The organism is Candidatus Polarisedimenticolia bacterium (assembly GCA_035764505.1).
Lineage (GTDB): Bacteria > Acidobacteriota > Polarisedimenticolia > Gp22-AA2 > AA152 > AA152.
This window is the reverse complement of record DASTZC010000220.1, coordinates 1-20,578: the sequence shown is the minus strand read 5'-3', so window position 1 is coordinate 20,578 and position 20,578 is coordinate 1. Positions and strand designations below refer to the sequence as shown.

Genomic DNA, 20,578 nt, shown 5'->3' with positions numbered 1-20,578 from the left:
CCGATCCCCCCACTTTTCGGCTGCTGCGGTGGCTGCCCCGCAAAGGGAGCAGTCCGGCTACAATGTCCCCCCTATTCGACGGGGGGAGCGATGCGATTGAAGGGTTTCGTCTTAGCGAGCGTGATCGTCGTAGCCGGGTGCTTGCCCACTTTGTCCGCGGTGCCGAAAACCGCCACCGCTCCCAAGAAGAAGGGCGCCAAGAACGAATCCGCCAAGAAGAAGCCCGAATCCCTCTTCAAGGCCGACACCTTCTCGGGCCTTGCCTGGCGCGGTGTCGGCCCGGCCGTCACGTCGGGACGGGTCGGCGACGTGGCGGTCCATCCGCGCGAGCGCAACATCTGGTACGTCGCGGTGGCTTCGGGCGGCGTATGGAAAACGGAGAACGCCGGCACCACCTGGAGTCCGATCTTCGACAGCCAGGGCTCCTATTCGATCGGCTGCGTCACGCTGGATCCGCGGGACCCGCTCGTCGTCTGGGTCGGCTCGGGAGAGAACAACAGCCAACGAAGCGTGGGCTACGGCGACGGCGTCTACAGGTCGACCGATGGCGGACGCAGCTTCGAGAACGTGGGGCTGAAAGCCTCGGAGCACATCGCGCGCATCGTGATCGATCCGCGCGATTCCCGCCAGGTCTACGTGGCGGCCCAGGGCCCCCTCTGGTCGGACGGCGGCGATCGCGGCGTCTACAAGACCTCCGATGCCGGCAAGACATGGAAGCAGGTCCTGAAGATCGACGAGCGCACCGGCGTCACCGATCTGGTCATGGATCCCCGCAATCCCGACGTGCTGTTTGCCGCCGCCTATCAGCGGCGCCGCCACGTCTGGACCCTCATCGACGGCGGGCCGGGGTCGGCGCTCTACAAGTCGGTCGACGGAGGCAACACCTGGAAGAAGCTGGAGAGCGGCCTTCCGAAGGAGGAGATGGGGCGCATCGGGCTGGCGATCTCCCCGGCCAATCCCGATATCGTCTACGCCCTGATCGAGGCAGCGGGCAAGGACGGGGGGCTGTACCGCTCTCCCGACAACGGCGGCTCGTGGAAGAAGATGGGGGACTACGTACCGACCAGCCCGCAGTACTACATGGAAATCGTCGCCGATCCGAAAAACCCCGATCGCCTCTACGCGATGGACACCTACATGCAGGTGACGGAGGATGGCGGGAAGTCGTTCCACAAGGTGGGTGAGAAGTACAAGCACGTCGACAACCATTCCCTGTGGATCGATCCCGACGACACCGATCATCTGATTGCCGGGTGCGACGGGGGGCTTTACGTGAGCTTCGACCGCGGCGCCACCTGGGAGTTCAAGTCCAACCTCCCGGTCACGCAGTTCTATCGCGTCACGCTGGACAACTCCCTGCCGTTTTACCTGATCTACGGGGGGACGCAGGACAACCAGACCCTCGGGGGGCCCTCCCGCAGTCTCACAGCACACGGCATCGTGAACTCCGACTGGTTCGTCACCGTGGGGGGCGACGGCTTCTGGAGCCAGGTGGATCCTTCCGATCCGAACCTGGTCTACTCCGAGTCGCAGTACGGCGGGCTGGTGCGCTTCGATCGGAAAAGCGGCGAGCAGCTGGACATCCAGCCGCAGCCGGCGCCGGGCGAGGAGCCGCTGCGCTGGAACTGGGACTCGCCCCTGATCCTGAGCCCGCACGATCCCAAGCGCCTTTATTTCGCCTCGCAGCGCCTGTACCGCAGCGATGACCGCGGCGATAGCTGGCGGGTGGTGAGCGGCGATCTCAGCCGCGGCATCGATCGCAACAAGCTGAAAGTGATGGGACGCGTCTGGAGCGTCGACGCGGTGGCCAAGAACGCCTCGACCTCCTTCTTCGGCAGCGTCGTTTCGCTGTCGGAATCACCCGAGCGCGAAGGGCTGATCTACGCGGGCACCGACGACGGCGCCGTCCAGGTCACCGAGAACGGAGGGGGATCCTGGAGAAAAATCGAGAAGTTCCCCGGCGTTCCCGACATGACCTACGTGTCGCGCCTGCTCGCCTCGCGCCATGAAGCCGACACCGTCTATGCCGCCTTCGACAACCATCAGATGGGGGATTTCAAGCCCTACCTGCTGCGCAGCGGCGACAAAGGCAAGAGCTGGAAGTCGATCGCCGGGGACCTTCCGGCGCGCGGCACGGTCTACGCCCTGGTGGAAGATCCCGTCAAGAAGGACCTGCTCTTCGCGGGGACCGAGTTCGGCGTCTTCTTCACCCCCGACGGTGGGACCCGCTGGATCCAGCTCAAGGGAGACATGCCGGTGATCGCCGTGCGCGATCTGGCGATCCAGGAGCGCGAAAACGACCTGGTGGCCGCCACCTTCGGCCGGGGATTCTACGTTCTGGACGACATCTCGCCGCTGCGTGCCGCGCTGCCGGAATCGCTGGAGAAAGATGCCGGGCTGTTCACCGTTCGGCGCGCGCTGATGTATGTCCCGACGCGCCCCTTCGGGCTGCCGGAAAAATCCTTCTTCGGTGAAGGGTTCTACAGCGCCGCCAATCCTCCTTTCGGGGCCGTGCTCACCTACTACCTGAAAGAGGAGATCAAGACACGCAAGAAGACCCGCCGGGACACCGAGAAGGAGCGGGCCAAGAAGGGAGAGGACGTCTTCTATCCCTCCTGGGAGGACCTCAAGGCCGAGGATCGCGAGGAAGACCCGGCGATTCTCCTCACCATTCGCGATGAGGAGGGCCATGTCGTGCGGACCCTCACCGGTCCGGTTACCGCCGGGTTCCACCGCGTGGCCTGGGACCTGAGCTTCCCGCCGGCCAGCCCCACCGACCTCTCGCCGCCCACCGATCCCGATCCGTTCCGTGACGAGCCGCGCGGCCCGCTGGCGGCCCCCGGCTTCTATACGGTCTCGCTGGCGAAGCGGGTGGACGGGAAGATCACGCCCCTGTCGGAGCCGCAGCGCTTCGAGGCTTCGGCGCTGGGCGGTGCCACGCTGCCCGCGAAAGATCGCGAGGCGCTCCTGGCGTTCCAGCGCAAGACCGCGAGCTTGCAGCGGGCGGTCACCGGGGCGATCTCGGCGGCGGGGGAGGCGCATGCACGGCTGAATCACCTGAAGGCGGCGCTGCTCGACACGCCGGGTGCCGATCCGAAGCTGTCGGATGAGGCCCGGTCGATCGAATCGAAGCTGCGGGATCTGGAGATATCGCTGAGCGGCGACCCGGTCAAGGGGCGGCGCAACGAGCCGACTCCGCCATCCATTTCCGATCGCGTGCAACGGATGATCTCGGGAGCCTGGTCGTCGACGGCCGAAGTCACCGCCACGCACCGCCGTGAGTACGAAATTGCCTCGAGTGAATTTACAGAGACGCTCTCGCGGCTGCGCGCCCTGGTGACCGGCGACCTGCGCAAGCTCGAGGAAGCGGCGGAAAAGGCAGGGGCCCCCTGGACTCCAGGACGGTTCCCCGAATGGCGTCAGGAATGAGATCGGGCGTGCGCAAGTGGCTGAAGCGGGGCCTGCTCGCTGCCGGCGGAATCCTCATCGCGATCCAGGCGGTTCCGGTCCACCACGACAATCCGCCGGTCAGCGCCGAGGTCGAAGCGCCGGAGGAGGTACGCGCGATCCTGCGCCGCTCCTGCTACGACTGCCATTCGCACCAGGCGCGCCGTCCCTGGTACGCCTACGTCGCCCCCAGCTCCTGGCTGGTGGAGCATGACGTCAACGAGGGGCGGCGGCATCTGAATCTTTCGACCTGGGATCGATACGATGCGCGGGCGCGGGCCCATCACATCGAAGAGATTGGCGACGAGGTCCAGATGGGGACCATGCCGCTGTGGTACTACCTGCCGCTGCATCCGCAGGCGCGTCTCAGCGCGCAGGACAAGGAAATTCTGATGCACTGGACCGAGGAGGCGCCCGCGGCGGAGAAGTAGTCTGGGAAGCGAAGGTCCCGGCCGGTCTCAGGCCTCGCCCAAAACCGCCGCGCACTCGCGCTTCAGGAGCTCGAACAGCTCGTCCATGTGCTCGAGGCGGGTCCGGAAGTTGACCGGGTTGATGCGGAACCAGGTCTTCCCCTTGAGCTCCGTGGTCGCGAACCAGAATCGTCCCCCCTGCTCGATGCGCCGCGCCACCTCGGCGTGCAGGCGCCCAAGGCGCTCGTCGGAGACGCCGCGCGGGCGGAAGCGCACGCACACCGCCGACATCACCGGCTCGACCGCCGCCTCGAAATCGGCATGCGCGACGGCCAGGTCGAAAAGGTGCCGGGCCTGCTCGACGTTGGCTTCGACCCAGCGGCCGATCTGCCGCGTCCCGTATCTCTTGAATCCCATCCAGACCTTCAGGCTGCGGAAGCGGCGCGATTGCTCGAAGCCGTGGACGTAGTAGTTGTAGCGCGCGTTCTTGGGGTCCATCGGGTCGGTCAGGTAGGCGGGCTGCATTCCGAACGAGCGGGTGAGACGCGCCTCATCCTTCACCAGGATGGCGCCGGCGTCCAGCGGCGCGTAGAACCACTTGTGGGGGTCCATGACCACCGAGTCGGCCAGGGACAGATGCCGCAGGGCGCCGCGCAGCCGCTCGGAGAGGAGCATGCCGCCGCCGTAGGCGGCGTCGACGTGCAGCCAGACTCCCTCTCGATCGGCGATCTTCCGCAGCTCGGGGAGCGGATCGATCGCCCCGGTGTTGGTGCTGCCGCCCATGGCGACGATCGCCATCGGCCGTACTCCTTTGGCGCGGTCGGAGGCGAGGGCCGATTCGAGCGCGTCGAGACGGATCCGGAAGCGCTCGTCTGTGGGCAGGACGCGCAGCCCTTCTCTTCCAATGCCCACCGCGTCGGCCGCCTTGTCCACCGAGACGTGGCGCTCCTCGGAAGTGTAGGCCACCCAGCGCTCCCGCACCCCCTCGACCTGAGCTTTGTCGCCGGAGGCCCAGTCGCGCGCCAGCTTCATGCCGATGAAATTCGCCATCATCCCGCCGCTGGTGAGATTGCCGCCGGCCCCGTCACCGTAGCCGGCCAGGTCGGCCAGCCAGCGCACGGTGCGACGCTCCATGGCGACCGCCGACGGGCCGATACTGTAAGCGCCGACATTCTGGTTCAGCGCCGAGGCGATGAAGTCGGCCAGGATGCCGACCGGCGTCGGCGACGGGGTGATGAGCCCCATGTAGCCGGGATGGTTGACCTGGGTGCAATACGGCAGGAGCTTCTCGTTCAGCTCCAGGAGGATCGATTCGAGGCTGGCGGGCTCCTGCGGCAGCGGCTCGTCGAAGATCCGGCGCAAAAACTCCGGCTCGACGGCGGGGAACAGCGGCTGGTCTTCGATCTTTCCCAGGTAATCGGCGAGATGATCGACGATGCGATAGCCTGCCTCGCGAAATTCGCGCGGATCCATGCGTTGGGCTCCTGTCCGAAGGGTGCGCCGCGAACTATAGACCGCGGCTCGCGCGGCCCGCAAGAGGCCGGGAATCCGGCCGGCGGCGGCAATGGTGCGGACACCTCGAAGCGCATGCGCCCCATGCCGCAAGGCGGCCAGGGCACCTGTGCTAGTCTACCCGGCGGTTCCAGGCAACTCTCCCGGGAGTCGAAAAGCCTGCGCATGATCCGCACCGCCCCTCTCGCGGCCGTCCTGATTGCATGTCTGCTGACTCCCGCGCTCGCGGTGGTGGCCGAGGCCCAGGAAGCGGGCCAGCAGGAGTCTCCGCCCGCCGAGGCGCCCCCGCAGGAGCCGGAGAGCCAGGAGGCTCCGCCGGAGGCCGCGCCTCCGCCCCTTCAGGGCCAATCCGCCGCGCCTACGCGCGAGGAGCTGCTGCGTCTCATCCAGGAGCAGAGAAAGCTCATCGAAGCGCTGATGAAGCGCATCGAGGATCTGGAGAAGAAGCTGGCGGAGCAGTCGGGCAATGCGGAGGCGCACCGCAAAGAGGTCGAGGCGCTGCGCCTGCAGATCGAATCGATGACGCGCCGCCTGGACGAGCTGCAGAGCGAGCTGCCGGCTGCCGATTACCAGAAGGCGCTCGAAGAGCGGCTCAAGCGGGTGGAGGAGGGGGCCCAGAAAGCGCCGGAGCTGCCGCCCGACGTCGTCTCGGCGGGCGATTTCCCCGGCTCGATCCGGATCCCGGGCACCGACGCGGCGGTCAAGTTCGGCGGCCGCGTGCGCGTCGCCACGGTCATGACGCTCGATCCCCTCGGGTCGGTGGACCGCTTCCTGACCAACTCGATTCCGGTCGACGAGGCGGTGGGCTTCGGCGAGGGGCGGCAGACCAACATCAACGCCAACACCAGCCGCTTCAACTTCGAGCTGCGCACCCCCACCGGCGCCGGACAGATGCGCGCTTTCATCGAAGGCGATTTCTTCGGCGACGGCAACTCCTTCCGCCTGCGCCATGCCTACGGGCAATTCCGCGGCTTTTTGGCGGGACAGACCTGGTCCACCTTCTCCGATCCCGCCGCGACCCATGAAGACCTCGACTTCGAAGGAGTCAGCTCGGAGAACGTCATCCGCCAGCCGCTCATCCGCTATACCTGGCTGCCGAAGGAGAAGCTGTCGATCGCCGCGGCGATCGAGACGCCGCGTGTCAGCGTCACCAACGGCACCGGCAGCGAGCTGTACCCCGACGTGGTGGGACGGCTGATCTGGAAGTTCAAGGAGATCGGCCACCTGCAGTTCTCGGGGATGGTCAAGCAGGTGCGCGCGGCGCCGCTCAACGATCCGGAAGACTTCGTCAGCGAGCCGGGATGGGGCGCCAGCCTCAGCGGTGTCGTCCCTTTCTACCGGTGGAACCTGACCGATCGTTTCATCTTCCAGGTCAACGGGGGCTATGGCGCCAGCCGCTACATCAACGATCTGAATTCCCTGGGCGGGCAGGACGGGGTCTTCGATCCGGCGACCGGCGATTTCGAGGTGCTGCCGGCCTTCGGCTGGTATCTCGCCTACGAGCATATGTGGAAGGAGTGGGAGATCACCCGGGAGACGAACCTGCGCTCTTCCCTGATCTGGAGCATGGTCAACGTCAACAACGCCCCCTTCCAGCCGGGCGACGCCTACCATCGCACCCATCGGCTGGGCGTCAACGTCATCTTCTCGCCGATCAAGCGCATGGATCTCGGCATCGAGTACATTTGGGGGACCCGCGAGAACAAGGACGGCAGCGACGGGAGCGCCCGGCAGATACAGATGGTCGTGATCTTCCGATTCTAGGAGCACTGGCGGACCATGAAAGGCCTGCTGCAGTTCTTCAAGACCACCCTCCTGGGTGGCGTGCTGTTCCTGCTTCCCCTGGTCGTGACCGTCTTCCTTCTCAGCAAGGCGTTCAAGCTGCTGGCCAGGGCCCTCACGCCGGTCGCGGGCGTCATCCCCATGCCGGGAGTCGCCGCTTTCCTGGTCGCCAATATCCTGGCGGTGGCCTTCCTGATTGCAGCCTGCTTCGCGGCGGGACTGATTGCGCGGACCAGGCCGGGCCAGCGATTGGGCGGGACCGCGGAGAACCTCGTCCTGAAGAAGGTCCCGGGCTTCACCCTCCTGAAGAGCATGATGCGTGGCGATGAGCATCTGGGCACCGACACCGACGTGAGCGTCATCCTGTTCGAGACCGAAGGGGGATACGGGCTCGGCTTCGCGGTGGAGCGCCATCCGAGCGGCCTGCTGACCGTCTTCGTGCCCAGCGCTCCGACGCCGGCCGCGGGAACCATCCTTTACCTGCCGGAGGACAAGGTGAAGCGCCTCGACCTGCCCGTCAAATCGGCCGTGAGCACCATCATGAAGCTCGGGGTCGGCTCCGGCCCGATCCTGGACAAGCTCTCGTCAGCCGGCGGGAGAAAGTGAAGATGTCCTTCCCGGAGAAGCCAGGCGCTCGACGCCGGCGCTGCCCTCGCATTTTTCTCCGGACGGCAATCTCCGTCCTGGCCATCGCCTCGGGGTCGGTCTTGGCTTCCGAGCCCCCTGAAGTCGATGCGCAGCCGGAGGCGGAGAAGGGGGCCTGGACATACGAGGCCGCCGCCTACGGCTATCTCTTCCCGGGCGGCGACGGCGATTTCGTCCTGCCGATAGTCCGAGCCGACCACGACGCCCTGCACCTCGAGGCCCGCTATAACTACGAGGATCGGCGCACCGGCTCGCTGTTCGGCGGCTGGACCTTCTCCTTCGGAGAGAAGACCACCTTCGACGTCACGCCGATGCTTGGCGCGGTCTTCGGCAACACGGATGGCATCGCCCCGGGCCTCGAGCTCTACTTCGAATGGGGGCCGCTCGAGGTCTACAGCGAGAGCGAGGTCGTCTTCGATCTTCACGACGAGCAATCGAGCTTCTATTACAACTGGTCGGAGCTGACGGGACGTCCGTTGAAGTGGCTCCGGGCCGGACTGGCGGTGCAGCGCACGCGCGTCTACGAGACCGACCGGGACGTGCAGTGGGGCGTCGTGACCGCCTTCTCGTTCTGGAAGATGGAAGTCGGTGCCTACTATTTCAACGCCGACAATTCCGAGGATCGGTTCGGAATCCTTTCCGCGGCCATTTCGTTCTGACGACCGGGATCCGAGACGGGTGGAACCCATGCTGCGACGCAGCGCGGCGGTCGGAACCATGGACGGTGAAATGAGCGCGTTTCCTGCCAGGCGAGGAAGGCCCTGCCTGGGGACCGGTCTTCTGTTCGGTGTCGCGCTCGCGGCCGCCTGTCCGGCGCTCGTGCATGCCGAGGACTCCCTCCCTTCATGGAATGCGACCGCCCCGAAGAAAGCGCTCGGCGCATTCGTCGAAAGGGTCACCAAGCCGGGCACGCTGGATTTCGTGCCGCCGGAGCGGCGCGTCGCGGTGTTCGACAACGACGGCACTCTGTGGGCCGAGCAGCCCGTCTACTTTCAATTCGCCTTCGCGCTGGATCGGGTCAAGGCCCTGGCGCCGCAGCATCCCGAGTGGAAGACGCAGGAACCTTTCGCGTCCCTGCTGAAAGGAGAGCTGAAGGCGGCGCTGGCGGGGGGCGAGCAGGCCATCGGAAGCATCATCGCCGTGTCGCACGCGGGCATGTCCGTCGAGGAGTTCGACAAGACGGTGCGCGACTGGTTTCGCACGGCGCGTCATCCCAAGACGGGCAGACCCTACTCTGAGATGATCTATCAGCCGATGGTGGAGCTGCTTGCCTACCTGCGCGCCAGCGGGTTCAAGACCTTCATCGTCTCCGGAGGCGGCATCGACTTCATGCGTGCCTTCGCCACCGAGGCCTACGGCATCCCGCCCGATCAGATCGTGGGGAGTATGGGGAAGCTGCGCTACGAGGCACGTGGCGGCAAGCCGGCGCTGATCAAGCTGCCGGAGATTGACTTCGTGGACGACAAGGAGGGCAAACCGGTCGGTATCCAGCGCTTCATTGGATTGCGCCCGATCCTTGCCTTCGGGAATTCGGAGGGGGATCGGCAGATGCTGGAGTGGACCGCCGCCGGCGAAGGACCGCGGCTGATGGGCCTGGTGCACCACACCGACGCGGCACGCGAGTATGCCTACGACAAGGACTCGAAGATCGGCACCCTCGGGCCCACCCTCGACGAGGCGAACACAAGAGGCTGGATGGTCGTCGACATGAAGCGCGACTGGAAAACGGTGTTCCCGGGCGACAAGGCGCCGTAACGCAACGATGGAAAGGAGGGCCCCATGCTGGCCGCGATCTGCGATCGATGGTGGGTGCTGATGATCCGGGGGATGTGCGCCGTGCTCTTCGGGGCGATCGCCTTCGCCTCGCCGGGGATTACCCTGTGGGCCCTGATCATCCTGTACGCCCTGTTCGCGCTGGCCGACGGCATCGGCGGGGTGATGCTCGGGATCAAGGGGGGAGCCGACGGGCGAACCTGGTGGGAGATGATCCTGCTGGGCCTGCTCGGGATCGTCGCGGCGATCGTCGCCTTCAGCTGGCCCGGGCTGACGGCGGTGGTGCTCCTCTACGTCATCGGCTTCTGGGCCATCGTCCGTGGCGTCCTCGAGATCTCCGGCGCCATCAAGCTCCGCAAGGTGATCGACCACGAGTGGTGGCTGATCCTGTCGGGGCTTCTCTCGGTTCTCTTCGGAGCTTTCCTCTTCGCCCGGCCGGGGGCCGGGGCGCTGGCGTTGGTGCTGGTCATCGGGGGCTACATGGTGATGATGGGGATCCTCATGATCGCGCTGGCGCTGCGGCTGCGCGGACTGAGGGGGAAGCTGGCGACGTCGTGAAGGAGCGGGGCGGCGGGAGCGCGCGGAGCGCGGGCCGCGGGTCGCGGCCTCGGGCGGCGGCCTCCAATCGGCCTCTGATCTGGATTGCGCTGGCGGCCGCCGGAGCGATTGCGATCACCTCCGCGGTGATCCGGCAGCGCTCGCGCGCCGCGCCGCCGCCTCCGACTGCAACCCCGTCGACTCCTACCGACGGTTTCCTCGAGACGATTCCCAACACGGGCGCCGCTCCGGCCCCCGCGCCCGAAGGGATGGTCTGGATTCCAGGCGGCGAGTTCTCCATGGGGGCGCGCGATCCGCGCGGCCTGGAGCACGGCGGGCACGACGGGATGGAGGACGCCCGCCCCGTCCACCGCGTCTTCGTCGACGGCTTCTGGCTCGACCGCACCGAGGTGACCAACCGTCAGTTCGAGCGCTTCGTGCGGGCCACCGGCTACGTCACCATCGCCGAGAAGACGCCCACGGCCGAGGAATTTCCCGGCGCGCCGCCTGGGAACCTGGTGGCCGGATCGGTCGTCTTCACTCCGCCGGACCACGCGGTCCCGCTCGACGATCATTACCAGTGGTGGCGCTACGTCGCCGGGGCGAGCTGGCGGCATCCCACGGGGCCGGGAAGCGATCTGAAGGGGCGAGAGGATTATCCGGTGGTGCACGTCGCCTATCCTGACGCCGCGGCCTACGCGGCCTGGGCCGGCAAGCGGCTGCCCACGGAGGCGGAGTGGGAGTTCGCGGCGCGCGGCGGCTTGTCGGGGAAGATCTACGAATGGGGCGACGAGCTCCGTCCGCAAGGACGATGGATGGCGAACATCCATGAGGGGACCTTCCCGATCGAGGACACGGGGGAGGACGGCTATCGCGGCGTCGCGCCGGTGGGGCGCTTCCCGGCGAACGGCTATGGGGTGCTGGATATGGCGGGGAACGTCTGGGAATGGTGCAGCGACTGGTACCGGCCCGACACCTACGCCAATCTGGCGGCGGGGGGGGGCGTGGCGCGCAACCCGCAGGGGCCGGATGACCCGTTCGATCCCGCCGAGCCCAACGAGAAGAAGCGCGTGCACCGCGGCGGATCATTCCTGTGCACCGAGCAATACTGTACCCGCTACATGATCGGGACCCGCGGGAAAGGGGAGGTCACGACCGGGAGCGACCACCTCGGCTTCCGCTGCGCCAAAAGCCGCTGAGCTCGAATCTCTCCTCGATACGGTGAACCTCCGCCTGTTTCCACAACCCCAATCAGGATTATTCGTCGTCTCAGACTCGAAAAAGGTTCAATGCAATCAAAAAGCCTCGCTGACTCCGGGGCGAGAGCAGTGGCCCGCTGTGCGCGGCCCGCGGAGAACTGGAAGTGCGGGTGCGCGAGTTCGGCGGAGGCGTATATTCCGGGCAAGTCGTTCGCGGGCGCTCGCAAAGCACTCTCGAGGTCGGGCCAATGCCACCTTGCCCTTCGACGCAATCCAGGCTTGTCCTCCGTCGCATCATCGTCTCCTCGATCCTCCTCGTCGGAATCGGCCTCGTTTCGAGCGTCGCCCGGCCGCGCGATGCCGGCGCCCCACCATCCGGCGCTGACGACGCCGAGGAACCTGCACCCGCTCTCGACCCGCTGCCCTTCCTCGAATGGCTCTACCCGCCGACCTTCGATCCTGCTCCCGTCCCCAGGCAGGAAGGCACGCTGAGCCAGCGGGACTGGCGTCAGGCCATCGATGCCCTTTGGGGCGAAGGCCTGCCGACCGACACCAAGCTCTCCCTGTTCGATCACTTCTGGCAACCCGTGGATACCAGATTCGCCTGCTTCCAGGGCCTGGACGTCGACTGGCAGGCGCTGCGTGATCGATACCGGCCGGAGATCGCCGCGGGGGTCAGTCGCGGCCGATTCGCGGCCATCATGAACCACATGTCCCTGGCTCTCAGGGAATCACATACGAATGCATCGGACATCCGAGTGAGCTTTCAGACGGTCGCCCGCCCCGGCGTGCCGGTGATGTACGTGGGCGACTGGGGATTCGACACCCATTTCGGCGCCTGCCTGACGCCGCTGCCCGACGATTCCCTGCTGGTATACCGAACCGTGCCCAACCACCCGCTGGGTCTCGTGCCGGGTGACAGAGTCCTGGGGTATGACGGCCGTCCATGGCGGGAGCTCTACCAGGAGCTCTTGCAGGAGGAGCTGCCTCTGCGGGGGAGCTGGTGGGGATCGTCGCCGGACGGCTTCGACCATTCCCTCATGATGGCCGCCGGGTTGAACTGGCACCTGTTCGACGTCATCGACATCGCCAGGCACCGCACGGGAGAGATCACGCACCAACCCACCAACATGCTCGACGTCACGCTTCCCCGGCTGTTCTGCTCCGAGCAGCTCGACATCCCGGGTGTTCCCTCGCCGGACTTCATCCTGTCGGATCTGGTTCGCTGGGGGATGGTGGAAGGCACCCACATCGGATACATCTATGTCTACGGATGGGTTGAAAACGTTCAGCAGGAGTTCCAGGAAGCGGTCCGCGCCCTGACGGTCGCGCAGCTCACGCAGGGGCTCATCATCGATTTCCGCATGAATGTCGGCGGAAACTTGTTCTTGAGCAACGCCGGATTGAACCTCCTGTTCAAGGATCCAACCCCGACGATCGCCTTTGCCGAGCGCTCGGATCCCGCGGATCATCTCCGCATGGCGCCATCCCCGAACAGCCCCCCGAGCGCCTATGTCATCAATAAGTTTCCGGATCGCAACTTCTATCTGAATCCGATCGCCGTCCTGATCGGACCTGGGGCGGTGAGCTCGGGTGACCAGGTCGCCCTGCGCATGACGTTTCATCCGACGGCGCGCACTTTCGGCAAGACGACGGCGACGGCCTTCAACGGTCCGGTCACACTCGATTTCGGCCCGGACTGGTTCGCCAGGGTCGCTGAAGCCGACGCCTACCGCGTCACGGATCCCTCAAACTTCCTCACGCACGACGAATTCGTGGTGGATACGCCGGTGTGGCTGACACAGGAGGACGTCGCCCGTGGGAAGGACACCGTGGTCGAGAAGGCCATCCACTGGATCCAGAACCGCTCGCCGCAGGCCGCGGCCCGGGCGGAAGGCGAGGTTGAGTGCCAGGGTCCCGGCGGCGCGGTCGTCAAGCTCGACGGATCGGCCTCCGCCGATCCCGACTCCAATCCAGGGACGAACGATGGGATCGCGACTTTCGAGTGGCTCGAAGACCTTGGAATGGATTCCGAAAAGCTGCTCGGACGTGGCGAGATTCTCGAAGTCCCGCTTGCGCTCGGCCCTCATCGCGTGTTCCTGCGCGTCGTGGACGAGTTCGGGCTGACCGACACTGCGGTGGCCGAGATCGACGTGGTCGATACGGCGCCGCCCCGGCTGGCGATCGAAGCGACTCCCAATCTCCTCTGGCCGCCGGACCACCGGCTCGTGGAGGTGCGCATCGTGCCGGCGGCCGAGGACCTCTGTGGCGGGGTAACGGTCACGCTTGTATCGGTGGCGAGCAACGAGCCGGACCAGGTTTGGAAGGGCGGTGCCGGCGATCTGCCGCAAGACATTCAGGAAGCCGAAGAGGGCGACCCTGATTTCGACCTGCGGCTGCGCGCCGAGCGGCTGGGAGAAGGGGAGGGCCGCGCCTATGCCTTGACCTATGAGGCCATCGATGCCGCGGGGAACCGGAAGACGATCACCGTGCCGGTCGTGGTCCCGCACGATGTCCGAGGAGGCAATCCAACACCGTCGCGCTAAGGAGCGAGCCGCCGGGTTCCTGCCTATCGCTTGGTGGAAGCCTTCTCGCGCACCTCGTGGATGCGCTCTTCCTGGCGTGAAAGAAGCCTTTCACGGTCCCTGCGGTAGGCTTCCTCGATGGCCTCGATCGCGTCGTGCGCCGCCCCTTCGCGGCGCGCTTTCTTCATCTCCGATTTGAACAGGATCTCCCGCTCGGCCAGCTTTGCCTCCACCTCGCTGCGGATCGACGCGATCTTCTCCTTCTGCTTCGCGCTCAGCTTTGCCGAGCTCTGGCTGGATCCCGACTCCTTGTCCTTCTTGACCAGCTTCTCCATCGCCAGCTCGTAAGCCGATTTCAGCTCGTCACCCATCGTCGTCTCCCATCGGTTCATCCGCGCTCAGTAGGCGGGCTTTTCGCTCGTTGGAGCGAGCGGAAGCGCCATGGACGTCTCACCGTTCAGAGTCGCGCCACCACGCGCGAAGTTCCCGGCGCGTTGCAGGAATTCCGCGGGGAAGTTCAGCTGCGGGCGTGAGATTGCTTCGAGGGTCTCGAGGTGGGCGGAGCTCAGCTGCACCTCCAGCGCCTGCAGGTTGTCCTCCAGCTGCGCCATGGTCCGGACTCCCAGGATCGGGGAAGCGACACCCGGGCGGGACCGCACCCAAGCCAGGGCAACCCGCGCGGGAGTCGTCTGCAGCTCGCCGGCGACTGCCTTGACGCCGTCAATCACCTTGAAAGCCTGCTCGGTCAGCGACTGTGTCACCCGCTCGCCTCGCGGCGCATCTCCCTTGCGGGCGTTCTCGCGCGTGTACTTTCCCGTCAGCACTCCGGAGCGCAGGGGGGACCAGGGAGTGATTCCGAGCCCGGCGTGCAGCGCCATGGGCACCAGCTCGCCTTCCACCGTCCGCTCGAGCAGCGAGTACTCTATCTGCAGCGCGATCACCGGCGAGCCGCCAAGCTGGCGTGCGATTCCCTGGGCCTCCATCACCTTCCATGCGGGCGTGTCGGAAAAGCCGATGTACCGTATCTTGCCGGCGCGCACAAGATCCTCCAGCGCCCGCATCGTCTCGTCGATCGGGGTGTGCCGGTCCCAGGCATGCATCCAGTACAGATCGATGAAGTCGGTCTGCAGGCGGCGCAGCGAATGCTCGCACTGGCTGTAGATCGCCTTGCGGCCCGCGCCTCCGGCATTCGGATCGCCGGGACTCATGTTCCCGAAGAACTTGGTCGCGAGGACCGCCTTGTGGCGCTTCGCCGGGTGGCGGCCCAGGGCGTCCCCCAGAATTTTCTCGGAATGGCCACGCGTGTAGAAATTCGCCGTATCGATGAAATTGCCGCCGGCCTCCAGATAGCGTTCCAGGATGCGCTTGGACTCGGCTTCACTCGCGCCCCAGCCCCAATCCTCGCCGAAAGTCATCGTTCCCAGACACATCGGGCTCACCGCCAAGCCCGAGCATCCCAGGCTGACGTAATGATCCAGTGGCATCGTCGGTTCCTCCCCGGAAGCGGGGACCGCGCCTCAAAATCCCGGTGCGGATCACCGCGGAATGTGCGGCATGAAGTCGTGGGCAAACGCCAGCATCTTCCCACCCCCGCGCTCAGATGGCAACCAGCAAGGTTTGAGCCGGCCGGGGCCCTGGATACAATAGTCATCCAACCTCAGGAGCCGGCCCGCAGGGCTGTATCGAGCGCGGTCCATGGATCCCCATGGAGGAGCACGACAATGCGCAAGGGCATGGGGCTGATCGGAATCGTGGCAGTCACCGCTCTGTCCGGCTGTGCCGCGCATTACCACATGCCGGCAGAATCAGAGCCCCACGCGATGCTCTCCTTTGACCAGGGGAAAGGTGCGCGCGCATGGCCGCTCACATTGAACGGCGGTCGACCCATTTACGTGATTCGCTATCGGCGCATTTTTCGGATTGGTGTCGGCGCCATGCGCCTCAAGGTTGGGGAAACTCGTTGGGGCGATATAAACCATTACGATCCATTCTTCACTTGCGACTTGTCTTTTGACGCGGAAGCAGGCCGGCGCTACCTCGTCTCGATGCGCTGGGAGGAAGACCACTGCTGGTACGCTGTCACTGCGGACAACGGAACGAAAGTGGCCGAATGCGAGGCGCTGGAGAGGTGTGAGCAGATAGGAGCCCGCGCGCAGGGGGGGCTCTGTCAAAAGCCTCCAGCGCCAGGTGGCGTTGGCAAAGGGGAGGGGGCCATCTGCATCCGGGATGATGCCCCGGTCTACAGGTCGCCGGATGGCACCCGCGTGTTCCGGACGCTGAAGCGCGGAAATGCCGTGGTGGCCGTAGAACCGAAAGGAAGGGCCTGGGAATTCTACGAAGAATCCGGTCGTACGCGAATTGCATTTCCGGATGGGTTCGACCGCAGTATCGGTTGGATGAAGGTCGAGGATCTGGCCAGGTTCACCTACGACTTCTGCGTTTTTGACCCGGGCCTTGCTCCGTCCCCTCCCCCTGGATACCCGTTCACCACAGGGAAGAGGATGATCTGGAACGTTTGTTTCAAGAAAGCACGGGACGCCAAGTTGAAGGATCTGGGTGTTGTCGGGGCAGAAGATTAGACAGCTGGATGAAGGTGGCACGGTCGTTGCTTTATGCGCTCGAAGGCGCGTAGTGCTGCTTTCCGCCCCCGTCGCGCGTCATGGAATCCAGCGCCAGCGGGGGCGGCAGCGGTTTTGGCCGGGAGACTCACGATGACCTTTCGCCTCGTCGGTTTGATGAGCCTGGTGCTCCTACTATCCCTGGCGGCTTTCGCCCTGCTGATCGGCTCCTACCAGGGGCAGGTCATGGGCGAAGTTACCCGGACCGTCTCCACCGTCGGGAAGGCGACGCTGCAGTCCTTCGACAAGCACTTCGAGCTGCTCGAGGGGTTGCACGACGCAGGCTTGCCGGAACCCCACCTTCCCATGAAGCGGACCTTTTCCTACCGGTTCAGCACCTCGTCTTCCAATTCTAAAGATGGGGCGTCCCCGCCGCCGCACAAGGATCTTCTTCCACCGCATGGCGCCGTCGCGGTGTTCAACATCGGAGGGCACCCGGAAGGAAAGGGCGACGACGCCGCCGAGACCGACGGAGACCGGCTGGTGATGGTGCAGGTCGACGAAGTGCACGCTGAATCGGGCCCGACGGGAGACACCCTGCTGACGATTCCGACCTGGCGCATGCTCAAGAAGATCCCGGACGAAGGCTCCTCCGAGAAGGCGAAGGTCTGGGTCTACGACTCCGGCGAGGGCGATGTGGCAGAAGCGGCCGATGCCGCCGGTGTCGCGGAGCTCACGGCTCCGCTGTCGACCCCCGCCGCGGTCACAGCACCCGGCACGGCGCGGCGCGAGATCGTCCTGCCGATTCCCACGAGCGAGTTCACCGACCTGTTCGCCGATTTCCGCCGGCGCACCGCCTGGCTGTTCGCGGGAGTCTTCGTCGTGGGGACGCTGCTGTCGGCGGGGCTGGCCGCCCGCTTCACGCGCCCCGTGCGCCGGCTGGACGCGGCCATCCGGCGGCTGGCGGAAGGCGATCTCGACGTGCGGGTGGAGGAGGGGAGCGGCGACGAGGTGGGTCGTCTCGGACGTGCCTTCAACGAGATGACCCGGCGCCTGCGCGCCGGACGCGAGCGGGAAGGGGAGATGCGCCGGCGCGAGAAGCTTTCCGCCCTGGGGCGCATGGCGGCGGGGGTGGCGCACGATGTCCGCAATCCCCTGCACTCGATCGGACTGACGCTTTCCAACCTGGAGGAGACTGCCCGCCCGCGCGAGGAGGATCGGGCACAGGAATTCGACCGCTCGGTGGCCCTCATGAAAGACGAGATCCGGAGGCTGGACCGGCTGGTGGAGAACTTCCTGCGCTTCGCCCGCAGCGATCGAGCCGCCCGTGCCCCGGTGGATCTGGCGCAGCTGGCGCGCGAGACGACGCAGCTGGTGGAGAAGGAGGCGGTCCGGCGCGGCGTGCACGTGCAGGTCGACTGCGCCGCGGGACTGTCGCCCATCGCGGGGGATTTGGAGTCGATCCGCTCCTCCATCCTGAACCTTGTGCTCAACAGCTTCGAGGCGATGCCCGAAGGGGGAACGCTGAGCCTCGCCGTGTCGCAGGCCGATGGCGAAGCGCGGCTGGAGGTCGCCGATACCGGTCGCGGCATCCCCGAAGCCGAGCAGGAGCGGGTCTTTGAGTTCGCCTACACGACGCGCGAGGACGGTCACGGATTGGGGCTGGCGATGGTGCACCAGGTGGTGGTCGAGGACCACGGCGGGCGGGTGCAGCTGACCAGCCGGCCGGGCGAGGGGACCCGCGTCCTCCTGGCGTTCCCGATCCAGGCAGCCATTCCCGCACAGGCCGCCTCCTCATGAGCCGCGATCCCGGGATGGAGGAGGCAAGCGCGGCGCGCTTGCTGGTGGTCGACGACGAGGCGACCCAGCGGGAGATGCTGTCGGGGATCCTGACGCGCGCCGGCTACCGCGTGACGCTGGCTGCCGCGGGCGTCGAGGCGCTGGCCATCCTGGAGCGTGACGGCTTCGATTTGCTCCTGACCGATCAGAAAATGCCCGGCATGGACGGGCTGTCGCTGCTGGAGCGCGCCACCGCGCTGCAGCCCGATCTGCCCGTCATCCTGATGACCGCTTACGGATCGGTGTCGGAGGCGGTCTCCGCAATGAAACGGGGCGCGGCCGACTATCTGACCAAGCCTTTCGATCGCGACGAGCTGCTCCTGGTCCTGGGCAAGGTGCTCAAGCAGCGTCGCCTCGAGGAGGAGGTGGCGGCGCTGCGCGGCGCCCTGAACGAGCGCTATCGCCTGGGAGGGATCATCGGCTCCTCGCCCGCGATGCGCGAGGTCTTCTCCCTGATCGACCGGGTGGCGGGCACCGATGTGCCGGTGCTGATCCGCGGCGAGAGCGGCACCGGCAAGGAGCTGGTGGCCCGGGCGATCCACGAGCGCAGCCGGCGCGCCGCCGGTCCGTTCGTGGCGCTGAACTGCGCCGCTATTCCGGAGACGCTGCTGGAAAGCGAATTCTTCGGCCACGAGCGCGGCGCCTTCACCGGGGCGACGCGCAGCCATGCCGGGCGCTTTCAGCAGGCCGCCGGGGGCACCCTGTTCCTGGATGAGATCGGGGCGATGCGCATCGACCTGCAGGCCAAGCTCCTGCGCGCCCTGCAGGAAAAGGAAATCCAGCGGCTCGGCTCGGTCGGCACCATCCCGGTCGACGTGCGGATCCTGGCGGCCACCGGTGAGAACCTGGAGGAGGCGATCCGGCGCAGGACCTTCCGTGAGGACCTCTTCTACCGATTGAACGTCGTGCCGCTCCACTTACCGGCCCTGCGCGAGCGCAGCGAGGACATCCCGCTTCTGGTGCGGCATTTCGCCGAGTCGGCCGCGCGCCGTTTCGAGCGCGAGCCGATCAGCGTCTCGCCGGAGGTGATGGACCGCTTCCAGGTGCATCCCTGGCTGGGGAACGTGCGCGAGCTGGAGAACTGCATCGAGCGAATGGTGCTGCTGGCGCGCGGGCCGCGCCTCACGCCCGCCGATCTTCCTCCCGATCTGCGCGAGGCGGCCGCCCCCGGAGCGGTCGCCGGCGCTCCTTTCGAGCTTCCCCCGGCCGGCGTGAGGCTTCCCGAGCTGGAGCGGCATCTCATCGTCCAGGCACTGCGGCGCAGCCGGGGAAGCCTGGGACCCGCCGCCAGGCTGCTGGGGATCTCCTACAAGACCCTGCAATACCGCATTCAGAAATTCGCCATCGAGAGGCAGGAGATTGGATTGGAGCCGGCCGCAGCGGGTGCGTTCGACCCTGTTGAAGCGCCGGGCGGCGATCCCGAGTTCTGACCCGGACCGATCGGCTCCTCACCTCTGCCCCAAATGGGGCGGGCTTGCCGCAAATGAGGCGAGCGGAGGCTCAAGCTCCGCCCGAGCTTGCCTTCGTCCCGCCGATTTTCCTCGAATCCCACCGCCAACTCGCGCTTCTGCCTGATTTGAGGCTGGTACGGCTCCTGCAATACCGCTTCGCCGCCGGGGCGTACCCGGCACGGAGCAGGTGAGATCGGACTAATGAAAATCCAAAGGGAAGGAGGAACCGCGATGAATCGACTGCTCGGGTTGACGATGGGAGCCGCGGCGCTGTCGCTCTCGGTGCTCGTGGCGGCTCCGACGAAGCAGAAGCTGGAGAAAGTGGATCTCAGCCAGATGAAGGATGGGGAGACGCGCACCCTGGGCGACGGAGACCACACCCTCACCGCGAAGCGCAAAGGAGACGTCATCACCGTCGAGTTCGGCGAGGAGGGTGACAGGCGCACGATGAAGTGCACCGTGGGGAAGGACAGCTGCTACGCCATGACCACTTCCGGCGACGGCGCCCACAAGATCATCGTGATCAACAAGGGGAAGGCGGACAAGGACTCCTCACCGGTGGTCGTGCAATCCGGGACCGAGGCGGGCAGCTTCGTCTTCGCGACGGCCGACGGGGCCGACGGGGCCGACGGCGAGGATATCATCTTGAACCTGGACGATGATGACATGTCCTGGGTCGCCGCGGACGGCGACGAGGAGCTTCTCCCCGGGATGAAGATGAAGATGTTCCACATGCTGGGCGACGGCGGCACCATGCTCTCGTGCCCCGAAGGAGATGCGACCCTGACCCTGAAGAAAGGGGAAGAGAGCTCGGGCCCCTACTACTGTCCCAAGCACAACCTGAAGATGGAGAAGGCGAAGGGCCACACCTTCACGAAGCGCATCGAGATCAAATCCGAT

The 20,578-nt window shown here is 66.1% G+C and carries 16 protein-coding genes; 13 read left to right on the top strand and 3 right to left on the bottom strand.

Annotated elements, in window-relative coordinates; translation table 11 throughout:
- The first annotated feature begins 141 nt into the window (after nt 1–141).
- Nucleotides 142–3,429, top strand: coding sequence for a glycosyl hydrolase (locus VFW45_14535; protein HEU5182003.1), 3,288 nt, complete (start codon nt 142–144; stop codon nt 3,427–3,429).
- Between the two features lie 8 nt (nt 3,430–3,437).
- A complete protein-coding gene (locus VFW45_14530; protein ID HEU5182002.1) occupies nt 3,438–3,878 on the top strand; it encodes a heme-binding domain-containing protein in 441 nt (146 codons plus the stop codon).
- Between the two features lie 27 nt (nt 3,879–3,905).
- Here VFW45_14530 and VFW45_14525 read toward each other — a convergent pair whose 3' ends face one another.
- Nucleotides 3,906–5,330 (bottom strand): aminotransferase class I/II-fold pyridoxal phosphate-dependent enzyme, encoded by a 1,425-nt coding sequence (locus VFW45_14525; GenBank protein ID HEU5182001.1) that lies wholly within the window; start codon nt 5,328–5,330, stop codon nt 3,906–3,908.
- 204 nt (nt 5,331–5,534) lie between these two features.
- Here VFW45_14525 and VFW45_14520 point away from each other — a divergent pair, with 204 nt between their 5' ends.
- The 7 genes from VFW45_14520 (at nt 5,535) to VFW45_14490 (ending at nt 13,851) form a co-directional block, all read left to right on the top strand.
- On the top strand, nt 5,535–7,133 hold the full coding sequence (locus tag VFW45_14520) for a DcaP family trimeric outer membrane transporter (protein ID HEU5182000.1): 1,599 nt from the start codon (nt 5,535–5,537) through the stop codon (nt 7,131–7,133).
- Between the two features lie 15 nt (nt 7,134–7,148).
- A complete protein-coding gene (locus tag VFW45_14515) occupies nt 7,149–7,757 on the top strand; it encodes a hypothetical protein (protein ID HEU5181999.1) in 609 nt (202 codons plus the stop codon).
- 101 nt (nt 7,758–7,858) lie between these two features.
- A complete protein-coding gene (locus VFW45_14510; GenBank protein HEU5181998.1) occupies nt 7,859–8,455 on the top strand; it encodes a hypothetical protein in 597 nt (198 codons plus the stop codon).
- Nucleotides 8,456–8,483: 28 nt separating this feature from the next.
- The gene (locus VFW45_14505) at nt 8,484–9,551 is read left to right on the top strand and encodes an HAD family hydrolase (protein HEU5181997.1); all 1,068 of its coding nucleotides are present in this window, start codon (nt 8,484–8,486) and stop codon (nt 9,549–9,551) included.
- A 24-nt stretch (nt 9,552–9,575) separates the two neighbouring features.
- Nucleotides 9,576–10,127, top strand: coding sequence for a DUF308 domain-containing protein (locus VFW45_14500; GenBank protein HEU5181996.1), 552 nt, complete (start codon nt 9,576–9,578; stop codon nt 10,125–10,127).
- Nucleotides 10,124–11,305: a formylglycine-generating enzyme family protein gene (locus tag VFW45_14495; GenBank protein ID HEU5181995.1), complete on the top strand. Its 1,182-nt coding sequence runs from the start codon at nt 10,124–10,126 to the stop codon at nt 11,303–11,305. The genes VFW45_14500 and VFW45_14495 overlap by 4 nt, the downstream gene beginning before the upstream one ends.
- A gap of 248 nt (nt 11,306–11,553) precedes the next feature.
- Nucleotides 11,554–13,851, top strand: coding sequence for a S41 family peptidase (locus VFW45_14490; GenBank protein HEU5181994.1), 2,298 nt, complete (start codon nt 11,554–11,556; stop codon nt 13,849–13,851).
- Nucleotides 13,852–13,874: 23 nt separating this feature from the next.
- Here the strand turns inward: VFW45_14490 and VFW45_14485 are convergent, their stop codons facing one another.
- Both VFW45_14485 and VFW45_14480 read right to left on the bottom strand, forming a co-directional pair.
- Nucleotides 13,875–14,201 carry a hypothetical protein gene (locus VFW45_14485; GenBank protein HEU5181993.1) on the bottom strand — a complete coding sequence of 109 codons (327 nt, stop codon included), beginning with the start codon at nt 14,199–14,201 and terminating at the stop codon, nt 13,875–13,877.
- 27 nt (nt 14,202–14,228) lie between these two features.
- On the bottom strand, nt 14,229–15,314 hold the full coding sequence (locus VFW45_14480) for an aldo/keto reductase (GenBank protein ID HEU5181992.1): 1,086 nt from the start codon (nt 15,312–15,314) through the stop codon (nt 14,229–14,231).
- A 237-nt stretch (nt 15,315–15,551) separates the two neighbouring features.
- On the opposite strand from VFW45_14480, the gene VFW45_14475 reads away from it, so the two are divergent.
- From VFW45_14475 to VFW45_14460, 4 genes are all read left to right on the top strand, one after another.
- A complete protein-coding gene (locus VFW45_14475; GenBank protein ID HEU5181991.1) occupies nt 15,552–16,409 on the top strand; it encodes a hypothetical protein in 858 nt (285 codons plus the stop codon).
- Nucleotides 16,410–16,541: 132 nt separating this feature from the next.
- Nucleotides 16,542–18,188, top strand: a complete 1,647-nt coding sequence (locus VFW45_14470) for a HAMP domain-containing sensor histidine kinase (GenBank protein HEU5181990.1) — start codon at nt 16,542–16,544, stop codon at nt 18,186–18,188.
- The gene (locus tag VFW45_14465) at nt 18,185–19,657 is read left to right on the top strand and encodes a sigma-54 dependent transcriptional regulator (GenBank protein HEU5181989.1); all 1,473 of its coding nucleotides are present in this window, start codon (nt 18,185–18,187) and stop codon (nt 19,655–19,657) included. Before VFW45_14470 ends, VFW45_14465 begins: the two co-directional genes overlap by 4 nt.
- A gap of 252 nt (nt 19,658–19,909) precedes the next feature.
- Nucleotides 19,910–20,578, top strand: a 669-nt coding sequence (locus VFW45_14460; GenBank protein HEU5181988.1) for a hypothetical protein, incomplete at its 3' end; no start/stop codon positions are given.